The 26964-nt window shown below is 64.5% G+C and carries 25 protein-coding genes; 8 read left to right on the top strand and 17 right to left on the bottom strand.

Annotation, left to right across the window (positions count from 1 at the left end; genetic code table 11):
* The 7 genes from EV687_RS18920 to EV687_RS06725 all read right to left on the bottom strand — a co-directional run.
* On the bottom strand, window positions 1-979 hold a 979-nt coding region (locus EV687_RS18920), incomplete at its 3' end, for a hypothetical protein (protein ID WP_207226405.1).
* Between the two features lie 63 nt (window positions 980-1042).
* Complete coding sequence (locus EV687_RS06750; RefSeq protein WP_122231874.1) at window positions 1043-3316, bottom strand: coiled-coil domain-containing protein; 2274 nt, start codon at window positions 3314-3316, stop codon at window positions 1043-1045.
* Between the two features lie 95 nt (window positions 3317-3411).
* Entirely contained in the window at window positions 3412-5241 is a 1830-nt protein-coding gene (locus EV687_RS06745; RefSeq protein WP_242612526.1) for a polysaccharide biosynthesis/export family protein, read from the bottom strand.
* Between the two features lie 219 nt (window positions 5242-5460).
* Window positions 5461-6663, bottom strand: coding sequence for a KpsE/RkpR family capsule polysaccharide export protein (locus EV687_RS06740; protein ID WP_207226404.1), 1203 nt, complete (start codon window positions 6661-6663; stop codon window positions 5461-5463).
* Window positions 6660-7325, bottom strand: a complete 666-nt coding sequence (locus EV687_RS06735; protein WP_122231876.1) for an ABC transporter ATP-binding protein — start codon at window positions 7323-7325, stop codon at window positions 6660-6662. Before EV687_RS06735 ends, EV687_RS06740 begins: the two co-directional genes overlap by 4 nt.
* A gap of 20 nt (window positions 7326-7345) precedes the next feature.
* Window positions 7346-8074: an ABC transporter permease gene (locus tag EV687_RS06730; protein ID WP_122231961.1), complete on the bottom strand. Its 729-nt coding sequence runs from the start codon at window positions 8072-8074 to the stop codon at window positions 7346-7348.
* A gap of 158 nt (window positions 8075-8232) precedes the next feature.
* Window positions 8233-9525, bottom strand: coding sequence for a capsule biosynthesis protein (locus EV687_RS06725; RefSeq protein ID WP_162846680.1), 1293 nt, complete (start codon window positions 9523-9525; stop codon window positions 8233-8235).
* Between the two features lie 158 nt (window positions 9526-9683).
* Between EV687_RS06725 and EV687_RS06720 the strand changes: the two genes are divergently transcribed.
* Both EV687_RS06720 and lpxC read left to right on the top strand, forming a co-directional pair.
* Window positions 9684-9902 (top strand): hypothetical protein, encoded by a 219-nt coding sequence (locus tag EV687_RS06720; RefSeq protein ID WP_130466465.1) that lies wholly within the window; start codon window positions 9684-9686, stop codon window positions 9900-9902.
* Between the two features lie 97 nt (window positions 9903-9999).
* Window positions 10000-10923, top strand: coding sequence for a UDP-3-O-acyl-N-acetylglucosamine deacetylase (gene lpxC, locus EV687_RS06715; protein ID WP_122231878.1), 924 nt, complete (start codon window positions 10000-10002; stop codon window positions 10921-10923).
* A gap of 42 nt (window positions 10924-10965) precedes the next feature.
* Here lpxC and EV687_RS06710 read toward each other — a convergent pair whose 3' ends face one another.
* The 3 genes from EV687_RS06710 to ruvC all read right to left on the bottom strand — a co-directional run bounded on the left by EV687_RS06710 (window position 10966) and on the right by ruvC (window position 13456).
* On the bottom strand, window positions 10966-11532 hold the full coding sequence (locus EV687_RS06710) for a phosphatase PAP2 family protein (RefSeq protein WP_207226403.1): 567 nt from the start codon (window positions 11530-11532) through the stop codon (window positions 10966-10968).
* Window positions 11507-12742 carry a glycosyltransferase family 4 protein gene (locus tag EV687_RS06705; RefSeq protein ID WP_165392811.1) on the bottom strand — a complete coding sequence of 412 codons (1236 nt, stop codon included), beginning with the start codon at window positions 12740-12742 and terminating at the stop codon, window positions 11507-11509. Before EV687_RS06705 ends, EV687_RS06710 begins: the two co-directional genes overlap by 26 nt.
* A gap of 165 nt (window positions 12743-12907) precedes the next feature.
* Complete coding sequence (gene ruvC, locus EV687_RS06700; protein ID WP_122231880.1) at window positions 12908-13456, bottom strand: crossover junction endodeoxyribonuclease RuvC; 549 nt, start codon at window positions 13454-13456, stop codon at window positions 12908-12910.
* Window positions 13457-13701: 245 nt separating this feature from the next.
* Between ruvC and EV687_RS06695 the strand changes: the two genes are divergently transcribed.
* The 6 genes from EV687_RS06695 (at window position 13702) to EV687_RS06670 (ending at window position 19813) form a co-directional block, all read left to right on the top strand.
* The gene (locus EV687_RS06695; protein ID WP_122231881.1) at window positions 13702-14739 is read left to right on the top strand and encodes an ABC transporter ATP-binding protein; all 1038 of its coding nucleotides are present in this window, start codon (window positions 13702-13704) and stop codon (window positions 14737-14739) included.
* Window positions 14740-14811: 72 nt separating this feature from the next.
* The gene (locus tag EV687_RS06690; RefSeq protein ID WP_122231882.1) at window positions 14812-16104 is read left to right on the top strand and encodes an ABC transporter substrate-binding protein; all 1293 of its coding nucleotides are present in this window, start codon (window positions 14812-14814) and stop codon (window positions 16102-16104) included.
* 204 nt (window positions 16105-16308) lie between these two features.
* Window positions 16309-17265 carry an ABC transporter permease gene (locus EV687_RS06685; RefSeq protein WP_122231963.1) on the top strand — a complete coding sequence of 319 codons (957 nt, stop codon included), beginning with the start codon at window positions 16309-16311 and terminating at the stop codon, window positions 17263-17265.
* 2 nt (window positions 17266-17267) lie between these two features.
* Window positions 17268-18155 (top strand): ABC transporter permease, encoded by an 888-nt coding sequence (locus EV687_RS06680; RefSeq protein WP_162846681.1) that lies wholly within the window; start codon window positions 17268-17270, stop codon window positions 18153-18155.
* A gap of 33 nt (window positions 18156-18188) precedes the next feature.
* The gene (locus tag EV687_RS06675) at window positions 18189-18929 is read left to right on the top strand and encodes a GntR family transcriptional regulator (protein ID WP_242612525.1); all 741 of its coding nucleotides are present in this window, start codon (window positions 18189-18191) and stop codon (window positions 18927-18929) included.
* Window positions 18930-18949: 20 nt separating this feature from the next.
* The gene (locus EV687_RS06670; protein WP_122231884.1) at window positions 18950-19813 is read left to right on the top strand and encodes an aspartate/glutamate racemase family protein; all 864 of its coding nucleotides are present in this window, start codon (window positions 18950-18952) and stop codon (window positions 19811-19813) included.
* Between the two features lie 225 nt (window positions 19814-20038).
* Here the strand turns inward: EV687_RS06670 and mtgA are convergent, their stop codons facing one another.
* The 7 genes from mtgA to EV687_RS06635 form a co-directional block, all read right to left on the bottom strand.
* Window positions 20039-20776, bottom strand: a complete 738-nt coding sequence (gene mtgA / locus EV687_RS06665; protein WP_122231885.1) for a monofunctional biosynthetic peptidoglycan transglycosylase — start codon at window positions 20774-20776, stop codon at window positions 20039-20041.
* A complete protein-coding gene (gene aroE, locus EV687_RS06660; RefSeq protein WP_122231886.1) occupies window positions 20773-21753 on the bottom strand; it encodes a shikimate dehydrogenase in 981 nt (326 codons plus the stop codon). Before aroE ends, mtgA begins: the two co-directional genes overlap by 4 nt.
* Window positions 21716-22624, bottom strand: coding sequence for an energy transducer TonB (locus tag EV687_RS06655; protein WP_122231887.1), 909 nt, complete (start codon window positions 22622-22624; stop codon window positions 21716-21718). The genes aroE and EV687_RS06655 overlap by 38 nt, the downstream gene beginning before the upstream one ends.
* Window positions 22625-22633: 9 nt before the next feature.
* On the bottom strand, window positions 22634-24748 hold the full coding sequence (locus EV687_RS06650) for a ribonuclease catalytic domain-containing protein (RefSeq protein ID WP_122231888.1): 2115 nt from the start codon (window positions 24746-24748) through the stop codon (window positions 22634-22636).
* 99 nt (window positions 24749-24847) lie between these two features.
* Window positions 24848-25681: a UDP-2,3-diacylglucosamine diphosphatase gene (locus tag EV687_RS06645; RefSeq protein WP_122231889.1), complete on the bottom strand. Its 834-nt coding sequence runs from the start codon at window positions 25679-25681 to the stop codon at window positions 24848-24850.
* 32 nt (window positions 25682-25713) lie between these two features.
* Entirely contained in the window at window positions 25714-26211 is a 498-nt protein-coding gene (locus EV687_RS06640; protein ID WP_122231890.1) for a peptidylprolyl isomerase, read from the bottom strand.
* Between the two features lie 51 nt (window positions 26212-26262).
* Window positions 26263-26904 (bottom strand): peptidylprolyl isomerase, encoded by a 642-nt coding sequence (locus tag EV687_RS06635; protein ID WP_423201071.1) that lies wholly within the window; start codon window positions 26902-26904, stop codon window positions 26263-26265.
* Between the last annotated feature and the right edge of the window lie 60 nt (window positions 26905-26964).

Below are 26964 nucleotides of genomic sequence, written 5' to 3'. Positions count from 1 at the left end.
CCTTGCGTTCGTTGGCGGCCTTGGCCCGCTCGTCGCGTTCCTTCCTGATCTGTTCAATTTGCTGATCGCGCTCCTGCGCGAGCTTCTCGGCAGTGGCCTTGGCCTGGGTCAGCTGTTCGATCTGGGCCTTGCGCTCGTTGGCGGCCTTGGCCTGCTCGTCGCGTTCCTTCTTGATTTGTTCAATCTGCTGGCTGTGCTCCTGTGCGAGCTTCTTCGCAGCGGCCAGTGCCTGGCCCTGTGTCTGCAGGGCCGATGTACTGTCGCGTACAAACAGTGCATGGCCTATGGCAGGGTGTCGGCCTGCCTCCATGGTGATCAGGCGCAGGCCGTGCTGGTTCAACAGTTTGGTGATGTCGCTCAGGCCAGTGTCGGCTGGCGCGGTGTGGTGGGGTGTTGCTTCAGCCCCTGCATCGTCGTTGTCGCTGTCGAGAACGGCACGCACCACGACGACGTCCAGCTTGTCCAGCGAGTGTGAACCCCGCAGCAGTGCGCCAGCGGGCAGGCAGTCGATGATGAGCCAGTCAACCGTGTTTTTTTCGCCTGTTGGTTTAATGCTCCCGTTGGGAGCGCCAATGTCAGGCTCGCGGCCCACCAATTCATCAAGGGATAGGCCTGGCCGTTGCTGCTGTTCCTGGGTGTGCAGATTGGCCCAGAACGGGCGCAATGCTTCTGGCGGCAGTAGGCCACTTTCCGAGGCATTGCTTGCGAGGTAGAACACCGTATCTTCGTGCTGAGGTGCCACCACGCCATGAATGAGCTGCCAATTGCCTTCATGCGCGAGAAGACCGACGGACTGCTGAAGCCGCGCGAATTGCCGTGCATCGGCTTCGACCAGCGTGACGTGGAGCTGGGGCCATTGTCTGAAGAGTCTGATCCAGTTGTCGTTGCCTGTGCCAGCGCCCACCAGCAGGGCGCCTTGCGGTGGCATGAGCAGCTTCAGGTGTTCCAGCCAGGAGGGGATGTTGTCTTGATCGCTCATGTTGGGTTCGGATTGGACGGTTCATCGTGCCACGGCGTGGCGGCCTGAGAGGATGGGATGCTTTCAACCTGCCACTTGCCTGGAATTTCGTTGTTGCCGGAAGTCTTTGACCTCGCGGCGCAGTGCCCATGGCAGCCCAAGCCAGCCCAGTGGTTTTTCACTGGATTGGAGCAAGGCACGGCCCAGGCGATAGGAGAGGTGTTGTTTGACTTTCTCGGCCTCTCTGGCGTCCCGGTATTCGCTGATTGGCGGCAAGGGTGGTTGGCCGGCGGTGGCTTGCTGTTCTTCCCGGTAACGCTTGGTTTCGGCGCGCAGCGCAAAGGGCATGCCGAGCAAGCCTCCCAGGTTGTGCGACCGTGCGATCATCAATGAGCCGAGCCGATAGGGTAGTTCGCGTTTGACGCGATTGGCAGCGCCTGTGCGTATGATGGGTTGCTGCGGTTGGGGGCTGATTGACGCATTTGTGGCAGGTGTCTGGAGCTTGCGGTTTTCCAGGTACAAGCGTTCAAGCTCTTCCTGAACCTGGTGCAGTTGGCTGAGTAGCAGCGCGTTTTCCTGCTGCAAGTCGGCTGTTGGGGCTGAGGCCAGGCGCGCTTGTGCCGCATTCAACTGGGCTTGGAGCTGCTTGACTTGTTCGCGCGCGGCTTGCCGCTCCGCCTTCAGCGTTTCGGCTTGCCGATTGTGTTCTTGGGTCTGTTTTTCGTAGGCGGCTTTGGCCTGGGTCAGCTGTTCGAGCCGGGTCTTGCGTTCGTTGGCGGTTTTGGTGTGCTCGTCGCGCTCTTTCTTGAGCTGCCCAATCTGTCGCAAGTGTTGTTCCTGGTTTTTTTGCAGCTCTTCGAGTTGCAATGCATGCCGCTGGTTTTCCAGGTAGTGCCGCTCCAGTTCTTCCTGCACTTGGTGCAATTGCGCAAGCAGCAGTTGGCTCTCTTGCCGTGCAGCTCGTAGCTGTTCGACTTGTCGTGAGTGTTCGGCGGCTTGCTGCTTGGCCTGCTGTTCGACCTGTTGCAGGTTTTGCCGCAGGCTTTGCAGCGTTGTGTCTTGCTGTCTGGCTTGCAAGTAGTGCTGTTCAAGTTCTTCCTGCACTTGGTGCAGTTGTGTGAGCAACAACTGTCGCTCCTGCTCTTTATGCTGCAACTGCTGCCGCTCTGTCCGCAACTGTCCGGCGAGTTCGGCGCACAGTCTTTCCCGGTCAGCAGTTTGCTCCTGCAGGGCGATGGTTTGTTGTTCAAGCAGGTGTTGCCGCTCCTGGGCCAGTGCTTCAGCTTGTCGATGGGTTCTGTGCAGATCATCAAGCAGGCGTTGACGTTCCCGCGCCTGGGTGTCTGCGTGGCTGAATTGTTGGCTCAGTGCCTTGAGCTGCTCGGCCTGGGTTTGGGCACGCTGCATCTGCTCCTGCAGCGCTGCTTGTTGGGCAACCAAAGCCAGCCAGGCCTGGTAGCGGTCTCTGAGGCTGCCGCTTCCGGACAAGGCGGGAGGCAGGCCGGATGACTGTGCGACGCCGTGGGGCAGCGTGGCTGCTGCTTGCAACTCGTCATAAAGTTGCAGGGCCTCGGGGTTGGCATCGACCAGTTGGCTGGCAAGCAGGTCGGCTAAGGCGTTGGCTTGCAGTTCGGCTAACCTGGGGGGCTCGGCAGGCGCGCCTGCAACGTGCGCCCGGTTGTCGCGGACGGCGAGATGGTTGTCCTGCACGACTGCATCGCCGTCTTGCGATTCATCCTCTTGAGAGGAATTGTGAAGTTCCGGCAACAGCGTTGGCGGAACGTGCAGGGGAGCATCGATGCGTGCGCTGATTTGCTGCAGGTAGCTTTGCGCCGATGTTTGCACTTGTCGCGCATGCACCAGCAGGCTGCGCTCGGGGTTGCGCAGGTGAAAATGCAGCAGCGCAGCGTTGTAGCTGACCCAGGCGTCGATCCGGCGTTGGAGCTCGGCCTCCGGCGCACTGGCCTGCTCGAGGCTCAGGCGCGTGTATACGGTCCGGGGCTCGTCGTAGACCAGTACGAAGACGATCTGGGGATCTTGCGATTTCCAGTAGTCCAGCAGGTAGGCGGCCTGGGTGTCTGCCCAGCCCCAGAGTGGCTGCTCTACATTCGCCAGCATCAAATCGAGGGCCATGCCCTGCCAGACGGGGGCTACTGTGATTTGTTGCAGCTGCTGGGGTGACTGCAGATTCTCGATTGGAGTGGCGCCATGCGCCTTGACCAGGGTTCGGCTGATTTGGTCGGGCGTGAGCTTTTCGCGGCGCGAAGGCAGTGCAGGAGCCATGCCGCATTCGACGAGCAGCCGTTCGACCTCTTCATAACCGGATTGCGGGTGGCCGACGATGATGATTTTGTTCACGGTTGCTCTCTCTCAACAGGGCTGTTGTTCTCAGGTCGCCGATGCTTGGCAACCGTGGCAGGTTATCAAAGGGGAGTGATGGCTTGATGGGGTGATTACAGCCCGAATACCACCTTTGCGCTGACCGCAATCTGGTACATGATCTGCGTGATGTCTTTCCAGAACTGGCGGTTTTTCTCGTCCACCTTGGGCAGCACCAGAATCTGGTCGCCTGCCTTGATGACAGGTTTCGTGCCCCATCTGTCCATATTCACTTGCTCGAAGGTGCCGTCGCGGCGGGCCACCACCACGCGGGCGTCGTCGGCCTGCTGGGTATAGCCGCCAGCGCGGTTGATGTAGTCGGCAAGGTCGATGCGCGAGTCATAGGCCACGGCATTGGGGAACAGCACTTCGCCGCCCACCAGCACCAGGCCGTCGCGCGTCGGGATGCGCAGCACGTCGCCGTTTTCCAGCAGCAGGGTGGCGCGCTCCTGAATCGGAGCGATGACGACCTGTCCCAGCGGTTGGACCTTGCGGGCGCGGTCGATCCATTGCAGCGTGAGGTTGGCCTCTTCCTGGCGCAGGCGGGCTTCGTCCGTCGAGCCGCTGCGCGCCGTCAGCACCGAGGTCTCCAGGCTGCGCAGCGAGGTCTCCAGAATTTGCTTCTGGCGGTCCTGCACGCTGCGGCGGAAAAGCTGGATGCTCTCCAGTTCCGAGCGGTCGTTGAAGTGGATGTGGCCAATCAACTCGCCCAGCTTGCTGCCGTAGGGCAGCACGTATTCTTGCGGGCTCATGTGCTCGCCTTCCACGCGCACGGTGATGGTGCCGGGCTTCTTGTCGGCGGTGAACTCCAGTTCGTCGCCGTTTTGCAGGAACACCTGGCTGGCCTGCGAGAGTGGGTAGTACTCGGTGTTGCGCAGGTCGCCGGTATTGCGCTGCACGCGTACGTGGGTGGCCTCTGCGAAGGGTTTGGCCACGGCGATGAGCTGGGCCACGGTGGGGCTGGCGCTGCTGACTTCGAAGCGTTTGGCGTTTTCCACCAGGCCGCTGACACGCACCACGTTCTGACGCGGCGGCACGAAGATCACGTCACCATTGGCCAGTTGTACGGTGGGCATGAAGCCGCTGAGCAAGAAGTCGTACAGGTTGACGGTGGCGCGCACCTGCTCGCCGCGCTTGACTTGCACGGCCAGGAAGGTGCCGCGCTCGGGGTCCACGCCGCCGGCCTGGTCCAGGTAGTGCAGCAGGCTGTCCATGCTGGTGCCGTTGTAGGCACCAGGGCGATGCACGAAGCCGCTGACGAATATGCGTACCGGCTGTGCGGCAGCCAGGCTGGCATAGCTTTGCACGTTGGCGCGGAACACGCGGCGCACCGCGTTGTTGACGACGCTCTCCAGGTTCTGGTTGCGCTCGCCCAGCACGCGCACCGGGCCCACGTGCGGCAGGAAGATGTTGCCTTGCGGGTCGACGGTGAGCTGCGCGTCATAGTCGAATGCGCCCCACAGCCGCACTTGGATGCTGTCGCCGCTGGAGATTACGTAATCGGGGTTGAACTGCGCTGCACCGGCATTGGCAAAGGCGCCGGTAAAGAGCTGGGCGCCAAAGACATCGCTGCCCAGGTTGCTCTGGTAGTCGAAGTACTGAGGGGCGCTGGGTTGCACCTGCGGGGCCGGCGCACCGCCGCCTTGCGGCTGCGTATAGGTTGTGCGGCTGCCTTGCGGTACGACCGGGGAAAAGCTGCTGCCGCTGCCATTATTGGCGCCTTGGCTGGCGGCAGACGATGGACCGGTATCGCTGCTGGTGGTGCGTTGGCTGCTATAGCTGGTGTTGCCGTCGGTCGCGGGCAGGCCTCCGGGGAATATGTCGCTTTGTGCCTGCACGGCCGGCCAGCCACTCATGGCGACCAGCAGGGCCGGGAGCAGGGTTCTGGCAAGACGTCGAAGCATGTCGTTCGGTTGAGCAGCGTGGTGCGACCGAATCTTATTCTGTTTTCTGGATAAAAAATTCATATGCTTGGATTCGGGAGACAGTTGCAAACAATTGTCACTATTCTGTCGACAATGGGTGCGAAACAGGTATTGTGGGAATTGCGCAGAGGTTGTTTGCCGGTCGATGGTGTCGATCTTCTTCCATTCCCGCTTGCTTCAAGTCGCATCGATTCGGCATCAATCCTTGTGGTCACGCACGATGGCTGCCAGCAGGTTGGTGATGATGGCAATGGCAAACACCAGCAGTGCAAACACCAGCAGGTTATAGAGCCGGCGCGGCTCCAGCGGCTCCTGGGCCAGCGTGGGTTGCTGCAGCACGGTGATCTTCTTGAGGATGCGCAGCGCCTCGATGCGGCCACGTTCGAGCGCTTGCAGGCTCGATTGGTAAACCTGCATGGCGAACTGGGCTTCGAGTTCCAGTCGTTGGTATTCCTCTACGGCGCGGTTGAGCGCCTCGTTCTTCTTGGTGGCGCCCGAGGTGAGCTTGGCGCGCTCGGTCTTGAGCTGCTTTTCCAGTGCGGCAATCTGCAGCTCCAACTGCTTGACGTCCGCTGCTTCGGGACTGAGGTAGCCCAGCATCACGCTGCGTTGCGCGCGCAGGCTGACCAGTTCGCTCTCCAGCCGCGCGCCAATGGCGGCCAGGCTTTCCGCCTGCGCCTGGGGCGAGATCATGCCGGTATCGTTTTGATACTGCAGCAGCGCGTTGCGGGTTTCCTGTGCGCGCTGGTTGCTTTGTGCCACCTGCCGGTCCAGGAACTCCACCTGGGTCCGGGCGATGTCGTGGCCCATCTGGTTCATGAAAGCCTCGCCCTCCTGCAGCAATGCCTTGGCGATGGCTTGCGCAGTCTCGGTGTCATAGGCCTGCACGCGGATGCGCAGCACGCCGACCTGATCGTCGATCTCGATGCTGTTGCGCCTGAGGTAGTACGCGTGAAACTGTTCCTGGCTGGCATCCTTGGCCAGCCGCGAGAAGAAGTCGTGTTCGCTGGCGCTGTAGTGCTCCTTGATCTGCAGCAGCTCTTCGAGCTTTTGCAGCATGTCCACCGAGCGCAGGTGGTCGCGCAGCAGGCGCAGATCGGTGGTGCTGTAGCCGCTGCCAGTGAGCGCGCTGGCGATGTCGAAGCTGGCGCCGCTCTGGATGTCGGTGCTGTCGACAATGAGGTGGGTCTCGGAGACGTAGCGGTCGGAGGCAATGAGGCTCCAGTAGATGGCTGCCAGCAGCACGGCCAGGACGCCCAACGCCAGCAATGGGTGCCGTCTTGCGGCGGAGACGGCTCCCGTGATGGGGCTCGCCTTCGCGCTTGCACTGGCACTTGCGCTGGTTGCTGGTTCTTGCGGGGCTGCGCTCGTTTCGGCGGCAGGCTTGTTGGCGTCTGTCATAGGGAAAGGCTTTGTTTGTAGTTGGCCAGCGTGTCGTTGATGTCGTCGAACCAGTGGGCTTGGCCGTCATGCAGCCAAATGCCGGCCTCGCAGAACTCCTTGAGCGTGCCTTCACTGTGCGAGACCATGATCAGACTGCTGCGGCCGGCCAGGCGCTTGAAGGCGGCACGGGCTTTTTTGCTGAATGCGGCATCGCCCACGGCGGTGAGTTCGTCGACCAGGTAGATGTCGAACTCGAAGGCCATGCTCATGGCGAATTTCAGGCGCGCCTGCATGCCGCTGGAATAGGTTTTGATGGGCTCGTCATAGGCTTCGCCGAGTTCGGCAAAGTCGTTGATGAATTCGAGCTTTTCGGCCATGTCCTTCTCATGGCCGTGCAGCCGGCAGACGAACTTGGCATTCTGCCGGCCGGTCAGGGAGCCCTGCAAGCCGCCGGCCAGGCCCAGCGGCCAGGATGTGCGACTGTGCCGGATGACGCGGCCCTTGTCCGGCACGTCGATGCCGCCGATCAGGCGCAGCAGGGTGGATTTGCCAGCGCCATTGCGCCCTACCAGCCCCACGCTTTGGTTGGCGGGAATGCGCAGGTTGATACCTTTGAGCACCCAGCGGCCCAGGCCATGGTCGGTGCGGTAGCGCTTGTGCAGGTCGATGACGTCGATCATGTCGTTTGGGCACTAGCGGCTCAAAGGGCCTGCAGGCGGGCGGCAAAGCGGCGCTGCAGCAGCAAGCCGAACACCGTGAATCCCAGCGCAAAGGTGCTGAGGTAGCCCATGCTGATGCCGGGCAGCAGGTGATAACCCTCGAAAAAACCGCCTCTGACCAGTTCCACGCCATGCACGATGGGGTTGTAGAGCAGGATGTCGCGCAAGGCGGGGGGCAGGAGCGCCGGCGAGTACATGATGGCCGAGGCAAAGTACAGCGGGGTGAAGATGAAGCCGATGAGTTTTTCCGTTTCGGGCACCAGCACGTAGAACACGGAGAACATGAGGGCGAAGCCCGCGCCCATCAGCGCCAGCAGGGCCAGTGCTGCAGCAGCCGTGAGCGGGTCATGTGGCAGTATATCGAAGCCGAACAGGGCGGCAATGGCCAGCAGCAGAATCAAAACCAGCGTTTGCAGCGTGAACTCCAGGCCAATGCGCGCCAATACGGTATCGACCGGCAGCACCTGCCGGTAGGACATCAGGCCGCGGTTGGAGTTGATGGCGGAGGCGCTGCGCCGGCCGATGGAGACGAACATCTGGTAGCCCATGAACCCGAGCGCCAGGAACAGCGCAAAGTCTACGCCACTGAGCTGTCTGCTGCGCAGCGTCGAGAAGATCAACATCAGAAAGCCGACATGCACCAGCGGCTCCAGCAGCAGCCAGAGCCACGCCATGCGCCTGCCGGAGACGCGGGTGAGTGCCTCGCGCATGAAAAGCGCATGCCAGACCGCCCAGGCCACCTGCCAATGGGAGCGAGGGGGGGGGGCGGCAGAGGTGCCGGCGTTGCTGGCGGATGGGGCGGCAGATGCTGTCAAAACGGGCTTGTTGCAGTCTGGCGAGGCAGTCGGGTCTGCCTTCGCGGGGAGATTCAGTCAAGAACGGGCGCTCTGGCGTAAAAACTGGCGTTGAGTTGAGTGTGCTCGATCAGGTAGTTGCGATAGCGCCAGAACAAATCAAGGTCGACCTTGCCGGGGGCGGCCCAGAACTGATCGAGATGGCGACCCTGTCCGAAGACCAGGCCCTCGATGTCATAGGCGCAAGCACCCAGCACGGCGACCGGCGTATTGTGCAGCAAGGCCTGCAGACCAGTGGTGCTGTTTACGGTAACAAGACCTTTCGCATGATCGAGCAGGGTGGGCAGGTGCAGGTCCTGGGCGACGATGATGCGCTTCCCGATGCCCAGTCGGCAGGCCTGCTGATGGATGAAGTGGCTGTAGTTGCGGTAGGCGCGGTCCATCGGATGGTGCTTGATGACCAGCAGATCCTCCGCCTTGGCATGTGCGGCGAATGAGCGCAGCACATGCTCAATCAGATCTTCATTACTGCCAAAGGGCGAGTTGTCGACCATCTGGCTGTCATTGTGTACTTGCAGAGGCAGGACGAAGTAGCGACCGCTACATTCGGGTCCAGTCAACTGTTTGAGAATGGGACGGTCAAGCACATAGCCGCGCAGCTTGCGCAGCCCGCCGATCACGCCCCACTGCCAGCCCTGTACCAAGGGGTTGAGGGGACGATGGTAGACATGGTGCCGGTACTTGATGCGGCCGATGGCCATGCCAATGGCATACAGCGTGGCAAGCGAAGCGGTTTTGCGAAAGCGTTGCGCGGTGGGTTGCGGCTTTGGCCTGTGGCTGGCTTCTTCCGGCACGGCTTGCGAACGGTAGAACGCGGCATCGCGTGGCAGCGGTGACCAGGCATTGACGCCGCTTTCTTCCAGTGTGATGTAGTCGGGGCGAATATAGCCCTCTTCGAAGATGTGCGCAGCCAGGCCCAGTTCCTGCGCTACGCCGCGAGCGACCTTGTGCACGGGGCGGCATTGGCCGAACAGAACGATTGCTTCGTAGCCTCTTTGCCGAATGTGTTCGTGCAGCCAGTCATGCAGGTCTTCATGCCGACCGGTATAGGCAACGGCATCAAGGTCGCGGTAGAAAAGCGCATCGCCGCCATTGAAGTTGACCTTGCCGACCTCCACGTCCTGCCGCTTGAGGAATTGGGCCAGCTTCGAGAAGAAGGGACCCATGGGGCCCTGAAGCAGCAGCACCCGTTTGTGACGCATCAGCCTGCGCAGTGGCAACGGTACCGGCATGGAATGCATGCTGTCGGGCTGCTCGGGCGGAGCGCTGGGCGGCTTATCTGGTGCGGCCTGGGCTTCCGTTTCCACATGCGGTACCGTCTCTGTGCTGGCATCGACTGGACTCCACCCATCCTGTCGGTGTGTCGTCAGAGGCATGAAAGAGGGCGGTTGGTGCATGACGCCAAGGACAGGGTGGACAAATTTGACGCGCCTGAATGCGCTGCAAGTCGTGCTGCAAGTGTGGATTGGATGACAAGGCGACCGATTGGCGCCCGAACCAGATTCTGGATGGACATCGTGTTGGTTTCTTTTTTTATATTTCAGCACACGCCGCAGGCTCCCGAACCCCTGAAATTGCAACAGGCGTTCGGAAAGCCTTCCAGGATCTGCTGTTTCAGCGTGTTATGCGAGGCGATTGTATGACCTCTTATGGTGCATGGGGTGTGGCAGAAGAGCAACTGTGAGGGTGGGGAGGCTGCTGGCTTTGCAGAAGGCCGCAGGGGGCTGCATGGTGATTCTGGTCCACGTGGCGCCTGCTGGCACTCCCGGTAAAATGCGGTGATGCTTGCACAAAGAACCATCAAGAACGTCACGCGCGCCGTGGGTGTGGGCCTGCACAGCGGGCTGCGGGTCGAGTTGACGCTGCGTCCGGCGGCGGTGAATACCGGCATTGTGTTCCGGCGCGTCGATCTGGTCGAGCCGGTGGATATCCCGATCTCGGCCGAGGCCGTCACGGATACCCGCATGGCGTCGACGATCGGCCAGGACGGCGCAAAGGTCAGCACCGTCGAGCACATCATGTCGGCCTGCGCGGGCCTGGGTATTGACAACCTCTATGTTGACCTGACAGCAGAGGAAGTGCCGATTCTCGATGGTTCGGCATCCGGCTTCGTGTACCTGCTGCACCAGGCAGGCATTGCGTTGCAGGCGGCGCCCAAGCAGTTCGTGCGGGTGCTGCGGCGGGTGGAGGTGCGCGTCGATGGTGTGGGCGAGGTCAAGTGGGCCCGGCTCGACCCGTACGACGGCTTCAAGCTGCGCTTCGAGATCGACTTCAGCCACCCTGCGGTGGATTCCACCGGCCAGGCGGTCGAGTTCGACATGGGAGAGGGCAACTACGTGCGCGATATTGCCCGCGCGCGCACCTTTGGTTTCACCCGCGACGTGGAGGCTCTGCGCTCGCACGGTCTGGCGCTCGGTGGCGGCTACGACAACGCCATCGTGATGGACGACTACAAAGTGCTCAACAGCGACGGTCTGCGCTACGGCGACGAGTTTGCCAAGCACAAGATCCTCGATGCGATGGGCGACCTGTATCTGCTTGGCAAGCCACTGCTGGCTGCCTACAGCGCTTATCGCTCTGGTCACGCCATGAACAATCAGTTGCTGCGTGCCCTGCTGGCCGAACGCGATGCGTGGGAGTTGGTCAGCTTCGAGGAAGAGAAGCGTGCCCCCAAGGGCTTTGCACAGCCGGCGCTGGCTTGGTGATCGCGGCCAGACCCTGCGCTTGGGTCAGGCCGCTCCCCAGTTTCACCAGAGCAGCACGCCCGTTGCCAGTGCCGTGCCCAGCAATGCACCGGCAAGCACGTCGCTGGGATAGTGCAGGCCCAGCACCACGCGCGAGAGTGCAACGAGCAGCGTGAATGGCACCAGCAGCAGCGCCAGCCATGGGAAATAGGCCGTGGCCACGATGGTGAAGGCCACTGCGTGCAAGGTGTGACCGGACGGGAAGCTGAATTCATCGAGTGGCGCCACGCGTGCGACGATGCGGCCATTGCGCGCACAGGGGCGGGGGCGGCTGGTGGTTTTCTTGAGCCACTTGTAGAGCAGCACGCCGATGAGCCCGACGGCGGCCATGCGGGTGAAAGCGGGCACGGCCTCGTCATTGCCGCTGGCGAGGATCACCAGCATGAGCGTGTACCAGAACACGCCATTGCCCAGCCGGCTGACGAGGCCGAGCATGGCGTTGAAGCCGGTATGGCAGAGGCGCTGCTGCAACTGCAGGCACCATCGCAGTTCACGGTGACTGAAGCCCAGCGGCACATTGGGGATGTCCGCGAGTTCGGCGAGATCAGGCATTTCGGGCTGGTGCGGCATGGAGGGGCCTCCTGATGGTCGCGGCGGCCAGGGCGATGGCGTCGCGGTAGTTGCAAACCAGTTCATCCGTGACGCTCTGCCAGCTGCGGCCGCTCTGGCTGGCAGCTGCTCCCATGGCGCGCAGTGTCTGCGGAGCGCGGGAGGCCATCACCGTGCGGGCGATGAAATCCGGCACGTTGCCAAAGGATACCAGCAGGCCGTTGTGGCCGTCCGTGATGAGTTCGCGCGCGGCGGCGTAGTCGAAGCCGATCACCGGCAGGCCGCTGACCATGGCTTCTTGTACGACGTTGCCGAAAGTCTCGCTCATGCTGGCAAAAACGAACAGGTCGGCCGAGGCATAGTGCATGCCCAATTGGTCGCTGCTGACGGCGCCGGTGAGGATGATGTCGGGGTCGAGCCGGGCCAGGCGCGCGTACTCGGGACCGCTGCCGACCAGCACCAGCTTGGTGTAGGGACGTTCGCGCCGCACCGCCTGCCAGGCCTGGACCACCAGATCGAGATTCTTCTCGGCCGCCAGCCGCCCGACGCACAGCATCACCAGGTCATCGGCGCCTGCACCCCATTCGGCGCGCAAGCGGATGTTGCGCTGCTGCGGGTTGAACTGCTGGCGATCGATGCCGCGCGACATCAGGCGCAGGTTGTGCATGCCCATGTCCGAGAGTTGCGCGACCAGCTCCCGCGTAGGCGCCAGGTTGATCTGGCAGCGGTTGTGAAAGCGTCGCAGATAGCCTTCCACTGCCGGGCGCAGAAAGCCCAGCCGGTAATGCTCGGTGTAGCGGTCGAAATGGGTGTGGTAGCCGGCCACCACTGGCAGTTGCAGCCCGGTGGCAGCCTGCAGGGCCGAGCGCCCCAGCGGGCCTTCGGTCAGGATATGCACGACATCCGGGCGTTCGCTTTGCCAGAGGTGGCGCAGGGTGCTTTTTGCGGGCAGTCCGAAGCGGATGCCGTTGTAGCCCGGCACGCCGATACCGGATACCAGTGTGGTGGGCAGGTCGGCAAAGCTTGCCAGGCGTGCGGCGTCTTCGTCGGGTTGGCGGGGACGCACGATGCGCAGCCGATGGCCGAGCGCCTGCAGGCCGTTGACGACCCGCCCGGCCGTCATGGCCACGCCATTGAGTTCAGGCGGGAAGGTCTCCGTCACCAGTGCCACCCGCAGCGGCGCGGCCGCAGACGCGCCGGTTGGCATGGCGGTACTGTGCAAGGCCGTCATGCGGCCGGTGTGGGGTGGGCTGGACGCATTCATGACTGCCCAATGTAGGCAGGTGGCATGAATTTCAGGTGACGTCGCTGTGACGCTTGCGTGACGAGGCGCGGGCGGGGACCTGCAAGCAGAGGAGAGAAAGAGCGCGAACTGGAGCCGGCGTGAACAGGTTACTCAGTAGTTGCGCCCGGCCTTGTACATGGCGTGCTGGCGGCGCTGCAGGGTGGCCGTTTGCGCCAGTGCCTGGCGGGTGTGGCTGGCGTGTGCGTGGGTGATGGCCAGGCCCAGGGCATCGGCGGCATCGGTGCCGGGCAGGCCGGGCAACTGTAGCAGGCGCCTGACCATCTCCTGGATCTGCGATTTGGCGGCGCGGCCGTGGCCCGTCATGGCCTTTTTCATCTGCAATGCGGTGTATTCGGCCACCGGCAGATCGTGTGCCACCAGCGCGGTCAGGCAGGCGCCGCGGGCCTGGCCCAGCAGCAGCGTCGATTGCGGGTTGACGTTGACGAAGACGATCTCCACGCAGGCTTCGTCGGGTCGGTACTGGCTGCTCAACTGGGCGATGCCGTCGAAGATGATTTTCAGGCGTGCGGGCAGGTCGCCGCGCGCAATGGCGGTGGTGCGGATGGTGCCGCTGGCCACGTAGTTCAGTTGTTGACCCTGCACGTCGATCACGCCAAAGCCGGTGGTTTGCAGGCCGGGATCAATGCCGAGGATGCGCATGGGGAGGTGGTTCGGGGGCGGTGGGGGAGGGCGGGCCGGACGGGCTGGTTCTAAGCGATTGGATGGGCACGAGTGTAGCGAACTTCGTCCGGCTGCTTGCACCATGCGCGGGAGATTCCGGTGCGCGTGCGCCATCCACTGCACCGTATTGGCGCAATTTGTACGCAATACTCAAAAAACTTGTATGCAATTTGATGTTCATGTCGTATGCGTTAGTGGCACGGCATTTGCATACAGGTTTGGGCATGAATGAATCCGCACTGTCTCCCGCCGCCATCGAGGTCGTTGCCCTGACCAAGCAATACGCGCAGGGCAAGCCGGCCGTCGATGCCATCAACCTCAAGGTCGAGGGCGGCAGCTATTGCTGTCTGCTGGGGCCTTCGGGCTGCGGCAAGAGCACCACGCTGCGCATGATCGCAGGGCATGAGAGCGCCACCAGCGGCGATATCCTGCTGGACGACAAGAACATCACCGACCTGCCGGCCGCGGCGCGGGGCACGGCCATGATGTTCCAGAGCTTTGCGCTGTTCCCGCATCTCTCGGCACTGGACAACGTGGCCTTCAGCTTGAAGATGAGGGGTGTGCGCCGGGCCGAGCGCCACGCCCGCGCGCAGGAACTGCTTGAACGCGTGGCCATGGGCCACCTGGCGGCGCGCAAGCCGGCAGAGTTGTCGGGTGGGCAGCAACAGCGTGTGGCGCTGGCACGCGCACTGATCACGCAGCCGCGTGTGCTGCTGCTCGATGAGCCGCTCTCGGCGCTGGATCCATTCCTGCGCGTGCAGATGCGCGCCGAGTTGCGCCGCTGGCAGCAGGAACTGGGCCTCACCTTCATCCACGTCACGCACTCGCAGGAGGAGGCGATGGCGCTGGCCGACACGATGGTGGTGATGAACCATGGTCGCATCGAGCAGATGGGCTCACCCTACGAGGTCTACAACCGTCCGTCCACCGAATTCGTGGCGCGTTTCATGGGCGGGCATAACGTGATCGAGACGCCGCAGGGCAAGATCGGCGTGCGTACCGATCAGGTGTGCATCAGCCCGGATGACGCGCCGCTCGATGCGGCCGAGCCGCAACTGCCGGTGATCGTCACCGATGTCGAGTATCAGGGCACCTACGTGCTGTTGGGCCTGCAGCAGCAGGGCCGCAAGTTTGCCGCGCATGCCACGGCGGAGTTCTCTGCCATGGTGCCGGAGGCCGTCTACGCTGCCATGCCGTTCGCCGTGGGCCAGCCTGCCTGCATGCACTGGCGCACCGGCGCGGCGCATGTGCTGACGGCCTGAGCTCCGTTGGCGCCACCGTGCACGTATCCATGTTCCCTTCCCCCTTCCCATCCCACACAGGAGTGATCCGCCATGTCCGATACCCATGATTTCCCGCAACGCCTCAAGAGCGGCCTGAGAGCCGGCGTGCAGCGCCGTACCATGCTCAAGGGCACGGCGGCCATTCTGGCCACAGGCCTGTTCCCGGCCGTGCATGCCCAGGAGAAGCCGGTGCTGCGCTACCTGGGCACGGCGGTCAACCAGGACAAGGCGATTGCCGACAAGTTCAAGGCCGACACCGGCATCACGCTGCAGTACGTGGCCGTGACCACCGATGACGTGACGCGCCGTGCCGTCACGCAGCCCAACAGTTTCGACCTGATCGACACCGAGTACTTCTCCCTGAAGAAAATCGTGCCGACCGGCAACCTCAAGGGCATCGATGCCAGGCGCGTGAAGAACGCCGGCAAGATCACCTCGCTCTTCACCAACGGCACGGTGGGTGGCAAGACCGTGGGCGACCAGGGCACCGCGCCCAAGAAGGTGATCTTCCTCGAAGGTGAGAAGAGCAAGGACTTCGCCAGCGCACCCACTGAATGGCTGTCGCTGATCCCGACCACCTACAACGCCGACACGCTGGGCATCCGCCCCGACCTGATCGGGCGCCCGATCGAATCCTGGGCCGAACTGCTCAACCCGGAATTCAAGGGTAAGGCCTCGATCCTGAACATCCCTTCCATCGGCATCATGGATGCGGCCATGGTGGTCGAGGCCCAGGGCATCCACCAGTACGCCGACAAGGGCAACATGACCAAGGCCGAAATCGACCTGACCATCAAGACGTTGATCGAAGCCAAGCGCGCCGGCCAGTTCCGCGCGCTGTGGAAGGATTTCAACGAGTCGGTCAACCTGATGTCCTCGGGCGAAGTGGTGATCCAGTCGATGTGGAGCCCGGCCGTCACCGCCGTGCGGGGCAAGGGCATCCCGTGCGTGTTCCAGCCGCTCAAGGAGGGCTACCGCGCCTGGGCCTCGGGCTTTGGCCTGCCCACCACGCTCTCGGGCGCCAAACTGGACGCGGCCTATGAGTTCATCAACTGGTTCCTCGACGGCTGGGCCGGTGCCTACCTCAACCGCCAGGGCTACTACAGCGCCGTGCTGGAGACCGCGCAGGCCAACATGGAGCCATACGAATGGGCCTACTGGATGGAAGGCCAACCCGCTGCGCAGGACATCAAGAGCCCGCAGGGCGTGGTGATCGCCAAGGCCGGCGAGGTGCGCGACGGCGGCAGTTACGAGCAGCGCATGGGCAACATCGCCTGCTGGAACGCGGTGATGGACGAGAACAACTACATGGTGCAGAAGTGGAACGAGTTCGTCGCCGCTTGAGTAGCTAAGTAGCTAAGTAGCTAAGTAGCTAAGTAGCTAAGTAGCTAAGTAGCTAAGCAACTGAGCGCTTGATCGTTCAAGGCTGGTGGGTGCTGCCGGTGCCATGCCCCGGCTCCGGCAGCCATCCCCACATCAAGGCGCCAACAGGGCACTACCAGGGCAGTATCAGGACGCCACCATGGCAACCTACCAATGGCAGACACCATGAGCACATCTCCCTTGACATCCTCCATCGCGGCCGCGCCGCCTGCGCGCAGCACGGATACCGGCACGGGCGCAGGCCGCCGCGGTCTGCCACAAGGCTTCTCGGCCTGGTGGCAGGCGCTGCCGATGAGTCTGGTCTTTCTGCTGTTCTTCCTGGTGCCGCTGGCGCTCATCCTGATGGTGAGCTTCTGGAACTACAACGAGTATGAGTTGCTGCCCGGCTTCACGCTGGACAACTACGCCTCCATTTTCCGCGGCTGCTCCAACACCGCCGACTGGTGCGTGACGCTGCGCACCTACTGGTCGACGCTGAAGTTCGGTCTGCTGGTATGGGCCATCACGCTGGCGTTGGGCTTCACGGTGGCCTACTTCCTGGCCTTTCACGTGCGCAGCAGCACGGTGCAGACCTTGCTGTTCGTGCTGTGCACCATCCCGTTCTGGACCTCGAACGTGATCCGCATGATCTCCTGGGTGCCGCTGCTGGGCCGCAACGGTTTGGTGAACCAGACGCTGCAGGGCCTGGGCCTGACCAGCGCGCCGCTCGACTGGTTGCTGTTCTCCGATTTTTCGGTGGTGCTCGCCTTCGTGCACCTCTACACCATGTTCATGATCGTGCCGATCTTCAACAGCATGATGCGCATCGACCGCAGCCTCATCGAGGCCGCCAGCGACAGCGGCGCCAGTGGCTGGCAGACGCTGTGGAACGTGATCGTGCCGCTCTCGAAGACCGGTATCATCATCGGCTCGATCTTCGTCATCACCATCGTGATGGGGGATTTCGTCACGATCGGCGTGATGGGCGGACAGCAGATCGCTTCGGTGGGCAAGATCATCCAGGTGCAGACCTCGTACCTGCAGTTCCCGCTGGCGGCGGCCAATGCGGTGATCCTGCTGGTGGTGGTGATGATGATGATCTGGGCGCTCACGCGCCTGGTCGATATCCGCAAGGAGCTGTGAGCATGATGCGCAAACCCGAGACACGCCCGCGCAGCTTCTGGCTGCTGGCATTGATTTTCTCGCTGTTCGTGCTGTTCATGTACGGGCCGACACTGGTGATTTTCCTGCTGAGCTTCCAGGGCCCCGAGGGCGGCCTCACCTTTCCGATGCGCGGTGTCTCGCTGCACTGGTTCCGCCAGTTGGCCGAGGGCCTGGGCGTGGTGGACATCGGCGCTGCGCTGCGCCGCTCGCTGGCGCTGGGCGTGGCGGTGATGCTGCTGACGGTGGTGCTCTCGGTGCTGGCCGGGCTGGCATTCCGGCGTGGCTTCCGGGGTGCTTCGCTGGTGTTCCTGGTGGCGGTGGCCAGCCTCATCATGCCCTCGATCATCGTCTCGCTGGGCATTGCGCTGGAGTTCCGCCTGCTCGACGACCTGTTCAAGGGTGCGCTGGGCCTGTTTGGCATGCAGGATGCGCTGGAGCGGTATGGCACCAGCCTGGGCCTCTTCACCTCGGCGCTGGGCGCGCACCTGACCTGGACGCTGCCTTTCGGGCTGCTGATCATGTTCGCCGTGTTCAACCGCTTCAACCGCGCCTACGAGGAGGCGGCCGACGACCTGGGCGCCACGCCCTGGCAGCGCTTCTGCCATGTGGTGCTGCCACTGATCGCGCCGTCGGTGGTGGGCATCGGCATGTTCGGTTTCACGCTCTCGTGGGACGAGATTGCCCGCACCTCGCAGGCCATCGGTGATGTCAACACCCTGCCGCTGGAACTGCAGGGCCTGACGACCACGGTGACCACGCCGGCCATCTATGCCCTCGGCACGGTGACCACGCTGATTTCGTTCCTGGCCATCGGCCTGGCGCTGGGCCTGGCCTGGCTGCTGCGGCGACGGCGCGCCGGCGCGGCCTGAGCGCAATGGCAGGAACTTGCTTTTTTGATGAACATGCTGGACACACGAATCGACCACGACGCATCCACTGGGGGTGGCACAGCCGCTCCCAGCGATGATGCCATGTATGAACGCATGATCAATGCCATCCTTGAGCACCGCCTGCTGCCCGGCACCCGGCTGGGCGAGGACAAGCTCGCCGGCATCTTCGGCGTCTCGCGCACGCGCGTGCGACCCGTGCTGGTGCGCCTGGCGCACGACCGGCTGGTGACGCTGCGCCCGCACCGCAGCGCCGCCGTGGCCTCGCCCAGTGCCGAGGAAGCCCGCGAAGTATTCGAGGCGCGCCGCCTGATCGAGCCGCGCCTGGTCAGCGGCTTCGTGCAGCACGCCTCGGCCGCCGAGATCGATGCGCTGCGCCAGTGCGTGCGCGACGAGCAGGCCGCGCGCAGCCACGGTGATCGCCACAAGGCCATTCGCCATTCCGGCCAGTTCCATGGATTGCTTGCACAAGGGGCCGGTCAGCAGACGCTGGCGGCCATCCTGCAGGACCTGATCTCGCGCACCTCGCTGGTGCTGATGCTGTATGGCCAGTCCGATGCCGTGCAGGCGAGTCCGGAGAGCCTGCGGCTGAGCAATTGCCGTTGCGTCGAGCATGAGCGCCTGATCGATGCGATCTCCCTGCGGGATGCGCCGATGGCCGTGACACTGATGCTCGAACACCTGCAGGATCTGGAGAGCACCCTGTGCTTCGAGACCGCTGCCGCCGAAGTTGACCTGGGCAGCATGCTGGCCTGATCGCAAGGAAGATTCCCACCATGCCATCCCCCGCGCCCGCACGTCAGCTGCTGGTCATCAACCCCAATACCAGCGATTCGGTCACCGCCTTGCTGCAGCACCATGTGCAGGATGCGGTGCAGGCCTCTCAACAGGGCGATGCCGCCGCAGTGCCGGCGGCGCAGGCTGTACCGGCTGTACCAGCCGTTGAGGTGCGCTGCGTGACCGCGCGCCTGGGCGCGGCCTACATCTCGTCCGAGGCCAGCTACGCCATCGCCTGCCATGCCGCACTCGATGCCTGGGCGGCTGCCATGGCGCCGTCAGCGTCTGCAGCAGCACCTGTACCTGCACCTGCACTGGAGCCTCCATGGCGGCCGGATGCGGTGCTGATCGGCTGCTTTGGCGATCCGGGCCTGCTGGCCTTGCGTGAGCTCTCGCCGGTGCCCGTCAGTGGCCTCGCCGAGGCCTCGTTCATCCAGGCGGCCCGCCATGGCCGCTTCGGCGTCGTCACCGGCGGCGAGCGCTGGAAGCCCATGCTGGCGCGCCTGGCGCAGGTGCTCGGCTGCGAGGCGCTGGCCGGCATCGATACCGTGCCTTTGACCGGGGCCCAACTGGCGGCCGATCCGCAGCGTGCCCACGCGGTGCTTGCCGCTGCCTGCGCCGACATGGCCCGGCGCCTGGATGTGCAGGCCATCGTGCTGGGCGGCGCGGCGCTGGCCGGCATGGCGGCCCGCATCCAGGCGGAGGTGGGGGTGCCGCTGATCGACAGCGTGGCGGCAGGCGCGGCACATGTGCTGGCACTGCCGGCCCTGCCATCGCTTGCATCTTCGGCCATGGGCGCGGGCGGCGTGTCGTGGCGCAATCTGTCGCCAGAGCTGCAGGCGGCCCTGGCCGGCGCCTGTTGAGAACCTGTTGACGATCTTTTCGCGGGTCACGCAGGAGGTCAAGAATGCAGCGGGCAAGATGCCTGTCGCAGCCCGGACTGGGTGTCTGGGCAACGCGGGCAACGCCGCAGACGCGGTTCTCCAGTGCAACCCGAATGGCATGCGCATGCCATCCGGCTGCATGGCGAAACTATGCTCGGGTTCTGAGAGGTCCGTATCCATCGGCGAGAGATGCCGCCGCTGCGCTCAATCCTGCTGCGCCGCCGGGATCTGGACCGCTCCCATGCGCGCCGCGATGGTACGCGTGCGCTGCTGCATATAGGGGCTGTAGGGGTTCTGGCCGAGCCGGCGTGGCTGCGGCAGCATCACCGCCAGGCGGGCGGCCTGCTCGGCGCCCAGGCGCGCCGCACCGGTCTTGAAATAGTGGCGGGCGGCAGCCTGGATGCCGTAGATGCCGTCGCCCCATTCGACCTGGTTGAGGTAGATGTCGAGGATGCGCTCCTTGGGCAGCGTCCATTCCAGCATCCAGGCCAGCACCAGCTCCTGGCCCTTGCGCAGCAGGCTGCGCTCACTGGAGAGAAAAAGGTTCTTGGCGAGCTGCTGGGTGATGGTCGAGCCGCCGTGGATGCGCGCGTCCTCCTCGCTGCGCGTGTTGCGTTGCCAGGCCCGCTCGATGGCCTGCCAGTCGGCGCCGCGGTGCGCGAAGAACAGGCTGTCCTCGGAGGCGACGACGGCACGCCGGGCATGGTCGGCAATCGCGTCCGCGGCCACGTTCTGGTGTTGCCAGCGGATGGCGCGGCCATCGCGCAGGTTTTCCCAGATGGCCGTGCGCTGGAAGCTGGTCGAAGGTGGCTGCCACCAGCGCAGTGTGGCGATGGACGCCAGCAGAAAGAGCTGCAGGCTCAGCACCGCCAGCAGCACCATCACCAGCCAGCGCCCGGCCGCCGCCGGCAGGCTCCGGGCAGAGCGGCCGCCGCCGGTCATGGCGTCAGGTCCAATTCCTGCCGCAGCGCCTGCAACACCGGCTGGCTGGGCGGGCGCAGGCCGCGCCAAAGCTGGAAGGATTCGGCCGCCTGCTCGACCAGCATGCCCAGGCCGTCGCGCAGCCGGGCCTCGGGGCAGTGCTGCCCTACCCAGCCGAGAAAGCCCTGCGCGGCCGGGCCGTACATCATGTCGTAGGCCAGAGCGTCGTCGGTGAGCAGTTGATCCAGGCGCTGCAGTGGCAGCGCCTGGCCCTGCAGGCTGCTGGCGGTGGCATTGATGAGGGCGTGCATGCGCGGCAGCGCGGATTTGTCCACCGCGTCGAGGGCCAGTGCCCGCAGCGCCACGCCCAGCTGCTGCGCGAGCGGCTGGTGCAGCGCCACCAGCGCCTGCGCGCGCCCGGCACTGCGGTTGGCCACGGTGATGGAGGCCGGGCGCTCCTGCAGCAGCGGCGCCAGCGCGCCGGCGGCAGCCCCACCCGCGCCGAGCAGCAGCAGGTGGCGGCCGGCCAGTGCGAAGCCGGCATTGGCGGTGATGTCGCGCACCAGGCCGATGCCGTCGGTGTTGTGCGCCTCGATGCGCCCGTCGGCGTGCAGGATCAGCGTGTTGGCGGCACCGGCGAGCTCGACGCGCTGGCTGCGGATGCTGGCCAGCGCGGCGGCCTGCTGCTTGAAGGGCACGGTGACATTGCAGCCCCGCACACCACTTTGGCACAGCTGCGCCAGCGTGTCGGCAAAACCGTCGAGCGGCGCCAGGCGGCGCTCGTATTCCAGCGCCTGCCCGGTCAGCGCGGCGAAATGCCGGTGGATGGCCGGCGAGCGGCTGTGTGCGATGGGGTTGCCGATCACGACATACCGGTCTGCGTCAGCATGGTTGGCGGCCGTGTCATGCGTGTCATGCGTGTCATGCGTGTCATGCGCGTCATCGGTGTCACGCGCCGCGCTAGGGGGCGTCGGCTGGATTGGTGTCGTTGCTGCCATCGGTGGAGAACTCCTGCAACTGGGTGGCCAGGGTGGCATCGCGCTTGAATTCGAAGCGCGAGATGAAACCGATCTGGTCGGCCGCGCCGCGCATGGCCTGGCTGAAGGGCCCGAACGGTCCGGCAGCGTGCACGATGGCCTCGGCGCGGCGGTCCAGCGCCGGATTGCCCGAGCTTTGCACCACCTCGGTGGAGAGGACGCTGCCGTCGTGGTTGATCATCACGATCATCAGCAGGCTGCCGTAGAGCTGGCGGCCGTTCTGGGTGGGAAACTGGCTGGTGCCGCGCTGCTCGATGGCATTGCGGGTCTGGTCCAGGTAGATGGCCGAGACCGAATCCTGCGTGGCGGGGCTGATATAACGCTTCTTGGGGCGTTCGTTTTCGATTTTGACGAGGCGTTCGATCTCGGCGAGCTGCTTGATGAGCAGCAGGCGTTTTTCTTCCTGGGCCTGCTCCCTGGCCGTCAGTCGGGTCTTGCGCGGGTCTGGCACGGGCAGCGCGGCAACCTGCTGGCGCAGCTCGGCGAGCAGGCGGTTTTGCACCTCGCGGGCGGTTTCCTCGCGGCGTTCGGCCTGCTCGGTGTCGCTGCCGACGCTGGTCAAGGCTGAATAGGGCAACGGACTGGTGGCGCGGCCCTGGTCGGCATCGCCGCCACCGGCGAGCGCAACCTGCGCCACGGCCTTGGCCTGCTCGGGCCTTTCATTGGTTTCGGCATTGACCAGAATGACTTCCAGCGGCAGCTCGGAGAACATGCGCTCGAAGGTCTGCGGGCTGACGAAGCGGATTGTCAGCAGCACGGCATGCACCAGCACCGAGAGGATCAGTGCGATGGCGAAGGGCGAGAGGGTGCGCAGGCGCTCAGGGATTGTCACGGCGCTCGATTATCGCTGCTGGCCTTGGGGCGCAGCGGTGTCGCTACTGCCTTCGCCATTGCCTCCACCATCGGTCATGTCCACGGCAATGGCGAGGGATTCGGACAGCTCCTCGCCTTCTTCTTCGTCCTCGCCGGCGTCGTTGGCGGCCAGCGGGACCTGGCCGGCAGCGTCAGCAGGGCGTTCGAGGCGCTCGGTGACGGTGCCGGAGACTTCCAGCGCGATCAGGTCGATCTCGCCCAGGCGCACGCGCACCCGCGCGCCGCGCGCCAGATCCTGCGCGCCCAGCACGCGCAGCACCAGCGGCAGCGTGTCGGCGCGCACCAGCGGGATGTCGCCCTGCGAGGCGTCCTTGATGATGGTCGCCTCGACGTCCTGGATGCCGTTTTGCTGCAGGTAGCGCAGCGTCCAGAAACGCTCCATGTCGCCCTGGTAGCGGTTGTAGGCGGTATAGGCGGCGTCGAAGCCGCTGATGATGGAGAACAGCTCGGCATCCCTGGGCTTGAAAGGCGCGGCCAGCGCGGCGGTGCTGCCGTGCTGCGCGGCGGCGATGATCTGCCACTGGTTGAGCAGATCGACGTAGCGGCGCAGCGGCGAGGTGCTCCAGGCGTAGCTGGCCACGCCCATGCCGGCATGCGGTAGCGCCTTGGTGCCCATGCGCACCTTCACGCCCGGCGCAAGGCTGTGCTGGCTGCGGTAGATGGCCGGCACGCCCAGGCCGGCAAGCCAGCCGCCCCAGTGGCTGTTGGCGACGATCATGGCCTCGGCGACGATCAGGTCCAGCGGCGCGCCGCGCTGGCGCGTACTGATCTGCACGGTTTCGCTGCCATCGGGAATGTCACCTTGCTGACCCTGCAGGCGGAAGTTGTAGTCGGGCCGGTTGAAGGTCTCGGGCTTGCCGCGCACCACTTCGCGCCGCGCCTTGAGCACCTTGGCCAGACCGTGCAGAAAGGCCAGCTGCGGCTGCAGCGCCTGCAGCTCGGCCGGGGTTTCATGGCCGCTGGCCACGCCCGCGAGCCATTCCGCAGTGACGATATGCTCGATCTTGTCGAGCCGCAGGTTGTGCGCGGTGTTGACGCGCTCGATGCGGGTTTCGGCCGCCAGCGGTTCGAGCGTGCCTTCATCGTAGGTCACGTAAAGCGAGAGGGCCGGGTTGGCGCGGCCGGCCTCCAACGTATATTTCTGCACCACCTCGTCGGGCAGCATGGTGAGCTTGGCGCCCGGCATGTACACGGTGGAGAGGCGCGCACGTGCAAGCTGGTCGAGCGCGTCGCCGGGGCGGATTGCCAGGCCCGGCGCGGCGATGTGGATGCCCAGCGTCACCTGGCCGCTGCCCAGGCCCTGTACCGAGAGCGCATCGTCGATCTCCGAGGTGCTGGAGTCGTCGATCGAGAAGGCCTGCACGGGCGCGAGCGGCAAGTCCTGCGCGGGCTCGGGCGCTTGCACGGGGGGGAAGGCATAGCCCTTGGGAAACTGGTCGAACAGAAAGCGCTGCCAGTGGAACTCGTAGGCTGAGGCGATGGCGCCGGCGCGCTGCAGCAGTGTCAGCGGCGGCAGCTGCGTGCTGCGCGTGGCTTCGACCACGGCCTTGTACTCGGGCGCGTTCTTGTCGGGCTTGAAGAGGATCTTGTAGAGCTGTTCGCGGATGGCCACGGGCGTCTGGCCGGCCGCCAGCTCGGCCGCCCAGGCGTCGATCTGCAGCTGCTGCTGGCGCTTCTTCTCGATGGCGGCCAGGGCCTGCTGGAGCACGTCTTCGGGCGCCTTGCGAAAGCGCCCCTTGCCGGCGCGGCGGAAGTAATGGGGTGCATCGTAGAGGCGCAGCAGCGCCGCGACCTGGTGGGCCAGGTCGGTGTCGGCGCTGAAATAGTCGCGTGCGAATTCGGCGAAGCCGAACTCCTCGTCAGGGGCGAACTCCCAGGCCAGATCCAGGTCGATCTCGGGCGCGAGCGCCTGGGCCTGCTCCAGCAGGGCCTGCGGCGCGGGCTGCTCGAAATGGAGCAATGCGTTGGCCTTCTTGACCTTGACGCGCTTGCCACTGGCGAGCTCGACCTGGGAGGAGGCGTCGGCCTCGGAGAGGACGCGGCCGGCGAGGAACTTGCCGGTTTCTTCGAACAATAGGTACATCGCGCTATTTTCGCATGCGCGGCCGGGTCGCACGAGGGCAAGACACCTGAAGCGTCCGCTCGTCCGCTCGTCCGTTCGATTGCTTGGCCGCTCGGTTGCTCAGTTGCTTGGGTACGTAGCGGCCAGGCTGGCCAGATCGATGCGCTGCCAGGACCCCTGGCCCTGATGACGCAGCACGTCGGCACGTGGCGGGGTGGCCGCGAGGTCCCAGTCACTGAGGACGATGCGTTGCAATCCGTCACCCAGCGCATGCTCGCCGGGCATGTGGGTGTGGCCGTGGATCAGCGTCCGGCAGTCGGCGGCGCGCAGCCAGGCGCGCGTGGCTTCGGTGTTGAGATCCACGTAGCTGCTTTTGTCCTGGCCGCTTTTGCGCGTTTCGCTTTCGGTGCGCAGCCGGGTGGCGAACTGGCGCCGCTCGGCCAGCGGCTGAGCGAGGAACTGCCGCTGCCATTCGGGGTTGCGGCTGAGGGCGCGAAAGCGCTGGTAATCGGTGTCGTCGGTGCACAACGCATCACCGTGCGAGAGCAGAGTGCGGTCCCCGGCGAGCGGCAGCACGGTCGGGTCCGGCAGCAGCGTGAGGCCGGCAGCCTCGGCAAAGGCCGCGCCGATCAGGAAGTCGCGGTTGCCGTGCATGAAATAGAGCTGCTTGCCGCCGATACTGGCGGCGTGCAGCACGGCAGCGACTTCGGCTTCGAAGCTGCCGGACTCGTCCAGCACGTCGTCGCCGATCCAGGCCTCGAACAGATCCCCCAGCATGAGGATGCGGTTTGCCGGGGTTGTCTGCAGGTACCGCCGGAAGGCCTGCCAGGTGGCCGGCTGGCTGCGCTGCAGGTGCAGATCGGCCAGGCAGTCGATGATCTCCGATCTTGCCTGTTGGGCGTTCACTGCCGCTGGCAGCGGCAGCTCGGCAAGGGGCGGCAGGGCTGGGCCCATCGCTGGCGCTTCGGAAGGCCGGGAGCGGGTTCTTAGACCACCACCGCCTTGGTGATGACCACGTCTTCCTTGGGCACGTCGTCATGGAAACCGCGGCGGCCGGTCGCCACGCCCTTGATCTTGTCGACCACCTCGGTGCCGTCGACCACCTTGCCGAACACGGCGTAGCCCCAGCCGTCCTGGCCGGGGTAGTTCAGGAAGTCGTTGTTGCGCACGTTGATGAAGAATTGCGCACTGGCCGAATGCGGCGCGCTGGTGCGTGCCATGGCAATGGTGTACTGGTCGTTCTTGAGGCCGTTCTTGGCTTCGTTCTCGATCGGCTCGTTGGTGGGCTTTTGCGTCATGCTCGGCTCGAAGCCGCCGCCCTGGATCATGAAGTTGCCGATCACGCGGTGGAAGATGGTGCCGTCATAGTGGCCGCTGTTGACGTAGTTCAGGAAGTTCTCGACGCTCTTGGGTGCCTTCTCGGCATCGAGTTCGAGCGTGATGGTGCCTTGGCTGGTCTGCAGTTCGACTTTTGGGTTGCTCATGGTGGGCTCCTCGGGTTGATGGTGGAAAGGGGGAGGGAGTGGGCCGGTCTTTTACTCGACAGTGCTGGCCGAGAGGATGAGGATCGGCTGGACGGGCACGTTCTGGTGCGGGCCCTGGTTGCCGGTCGGGACGGACTTGATCTGGTCGACCACGTCCATGCCCTCGACGACCTTGCCGAAGACGGCATAGCCGGGGTTGCCCGGGCGCGCGTCGAGCGGCGTGTTGTTGGCGACGTTGATGAAGAACTGGCTGGTGGCGGAGTTGGGCACCATGGTGCGTGCCATGGCGATGGTGCCGCGTTCATTCTTGAGGCCGTTGTCGGCCTCGAGCACGATGGGCGCACGCACCGGTTTTTGCTGCAGCTCGGGTGTGAAGCCGCCACCCTGGATCATGAAACCGTCGATCACGCGGTGGAAGATGGTGCCGTCGTAGTGCTTGTCCTGCACGTACTGCAGGAAGTTCTCGACCGTGCGGGGGGCCTTCTCGCGGTTGAGTTCGAGCACGATGGGGCCGGCGCTGGTCTCGAGCTTGACGCGCGGCGCATCTGCGGTTGCGGCCGCCGCCGCATTGGCGCTCGCGCTGGTTGGGGCCGGGGTGGCATTCTGCGCCAGCACAGGATGCAGGGCCAGTGCGGCGCAGGCGCCGAGCAGCAGGGTGCGCAGGGTCTGGCGTTTGGCGTGGATCATGGTCATGGTCGGTTCAGTCGCTTCAAGGGTTGCGGGAGGCTTGGAGAAGGGGCATGCGTGCGCCGG

It is taken from the genome of Corticibacter populi, assembly GCF_004217315.1.
Lineage (GTDB): Bacteria > Pseudomonadota > Gammaproteobacteria > Burkholderiales > Burkholderiaceae_C > Lampropedia > Lampropedia populi.
This window is presented reverse-complemented; position numbering and strand designations above follow the sequence as displayed.

Bases quoted from the DNA above. Each gene is read 5' to 3' on its own strand.
- EV687_RS06695 (WP_122231881.1), top strand. From the start codon at position 13,702: ATGAATGAATCCGCACTGTCTCCCGCCGCCATCGAGGTCGTTGCCCTG.
- lpxC (WP_122231878.1), top strand. From the start codon at position 10,000: ATGCTTGCACAAAGAACCATCAAGAACGTCACGCGCGCCGTGGGTGTG.
- EV687_RS06705 (WP_165392811.1), bottom strand. From the start codon at position 12,742: ATGACGGCCTTGCACAGTACCGCCATGCCAACCGGCGCGTCTGCGGCC.
- mtgA (WP_122231885.1), bottom strand. From the start codon at position 20,776: ATGACCGGCGGCGGCCGCTCTGCCCGGAGCCTGCCGGCGGCGGCCGGG.
- EV687_RS06730 (WP_122231961.1), bottom strand. From the start codon at position 8,074: ATGCGCGAGGCACTCACCCGCGTCTCCGGCAGGCGCATGGCGTGGCTC.
- EV687_RS06710 (WP_207226403.1), bottom strand. From the start codon at position 11,532: ATGCCGCACCAGCCCGAAATGCCTGATCTCGCCGAACTCGCGGACATC.
- EV687_RS06670 (WP_122231884.1), top strand. From the start codon at position 18,950: ATGCCATCCCCCGCGCCCGCACGTCAGCTGCTGGTCATCAACCCCAAT.
- EV687_RS06640 (WP_122231890.1), bottom strand. From the start codon at position 26,211: ATGAGCAACCCAAAAGTCGAACTGCAGACCAGCCAAGGCACCATCACG.
- EV687_RS06745 (WP_242612526.1), bottom strand. From the start codon at position 5,241: ATGCTTCGACGTCTTGCCAGAACCCTGCTCCCGGCCCTGCTGGTCGCC.
- EV687_RS06685 (WP_122231963.1), top strand. From the start codon at position 16,309: ATGAGCACATCTCCCTTGACATCCTCCATCGCGGCCGCGCCGCCTGCG.
- EV687_RS06650 (WP_122231888.1), bottom strand. From the start codon at position 24,748: ATGTACCTATTGTTCGAAGAAACCGGCAAGTTCCTCGCCGGCCGCGTC.
- EV687_RS06635 (WP_423201071.1), bottom strand. From the start codon at position 26,904: ATGACCATGATCCACGCCAAACGCCAGACCCTGCGCACCCTGCTGCTC.
- EV687_RS06675 (WP_242612525.1), top strand. From the start codon at position 18,189: ATGCTGGACACACGAATCGACCACGACGCATCCACTGGGGGTGGCACA.
- EV687_RS06645 (WP_122231889.1), bottom strand. From the start codon at position 25,681: ATGGGCCCAGCCCTGCCGCCCCTTGCCGAGCTGCCGCTGCCAGCGGCA.
- EV687_RS06735 (WP_122231876.1), bottom strand. From the start codon at position 7,325: ATGATCGACGTCATCGACCTGCACAAGCGCTACCGCACCGACCATGGC.
- EV687_RS06680 (WP_162846681.1), top strand. From the start codon at position 17,268: ATGATGCGCAAACCCGAGACACGCCCGCGCAGCTTCTGGCTGCTGGCA.
- aroE (WP_122231886.1), bottom strand. From the start codon at position 21,753: ATGGCAGCAACGACACCAATCCAGCCGACGCCCCCTAGCGCGGCGCGT.
- ruvC (WP_122231880.1), bottom strand. From the start codon at position 13,456: ATGCGCATCCTCGGCATTGATCCCGGCCTGCAAACCACCGGCTTTGGC.
- EV687_RS06740 (WP_207226404.1), bottom strand. From the start codon at position 6,663: ATGACAGACGCCAACAAGCCTGCCGCCGAAACGAGCGCAGCCCCGCAA.
- EV687_RS06690 (WP_122231882.1), top strand. From the start codon at position 14,812: ATGTCCGATACCCATGATTTCCCGCAACGCCTCAAGAGCGGCCTGAGA.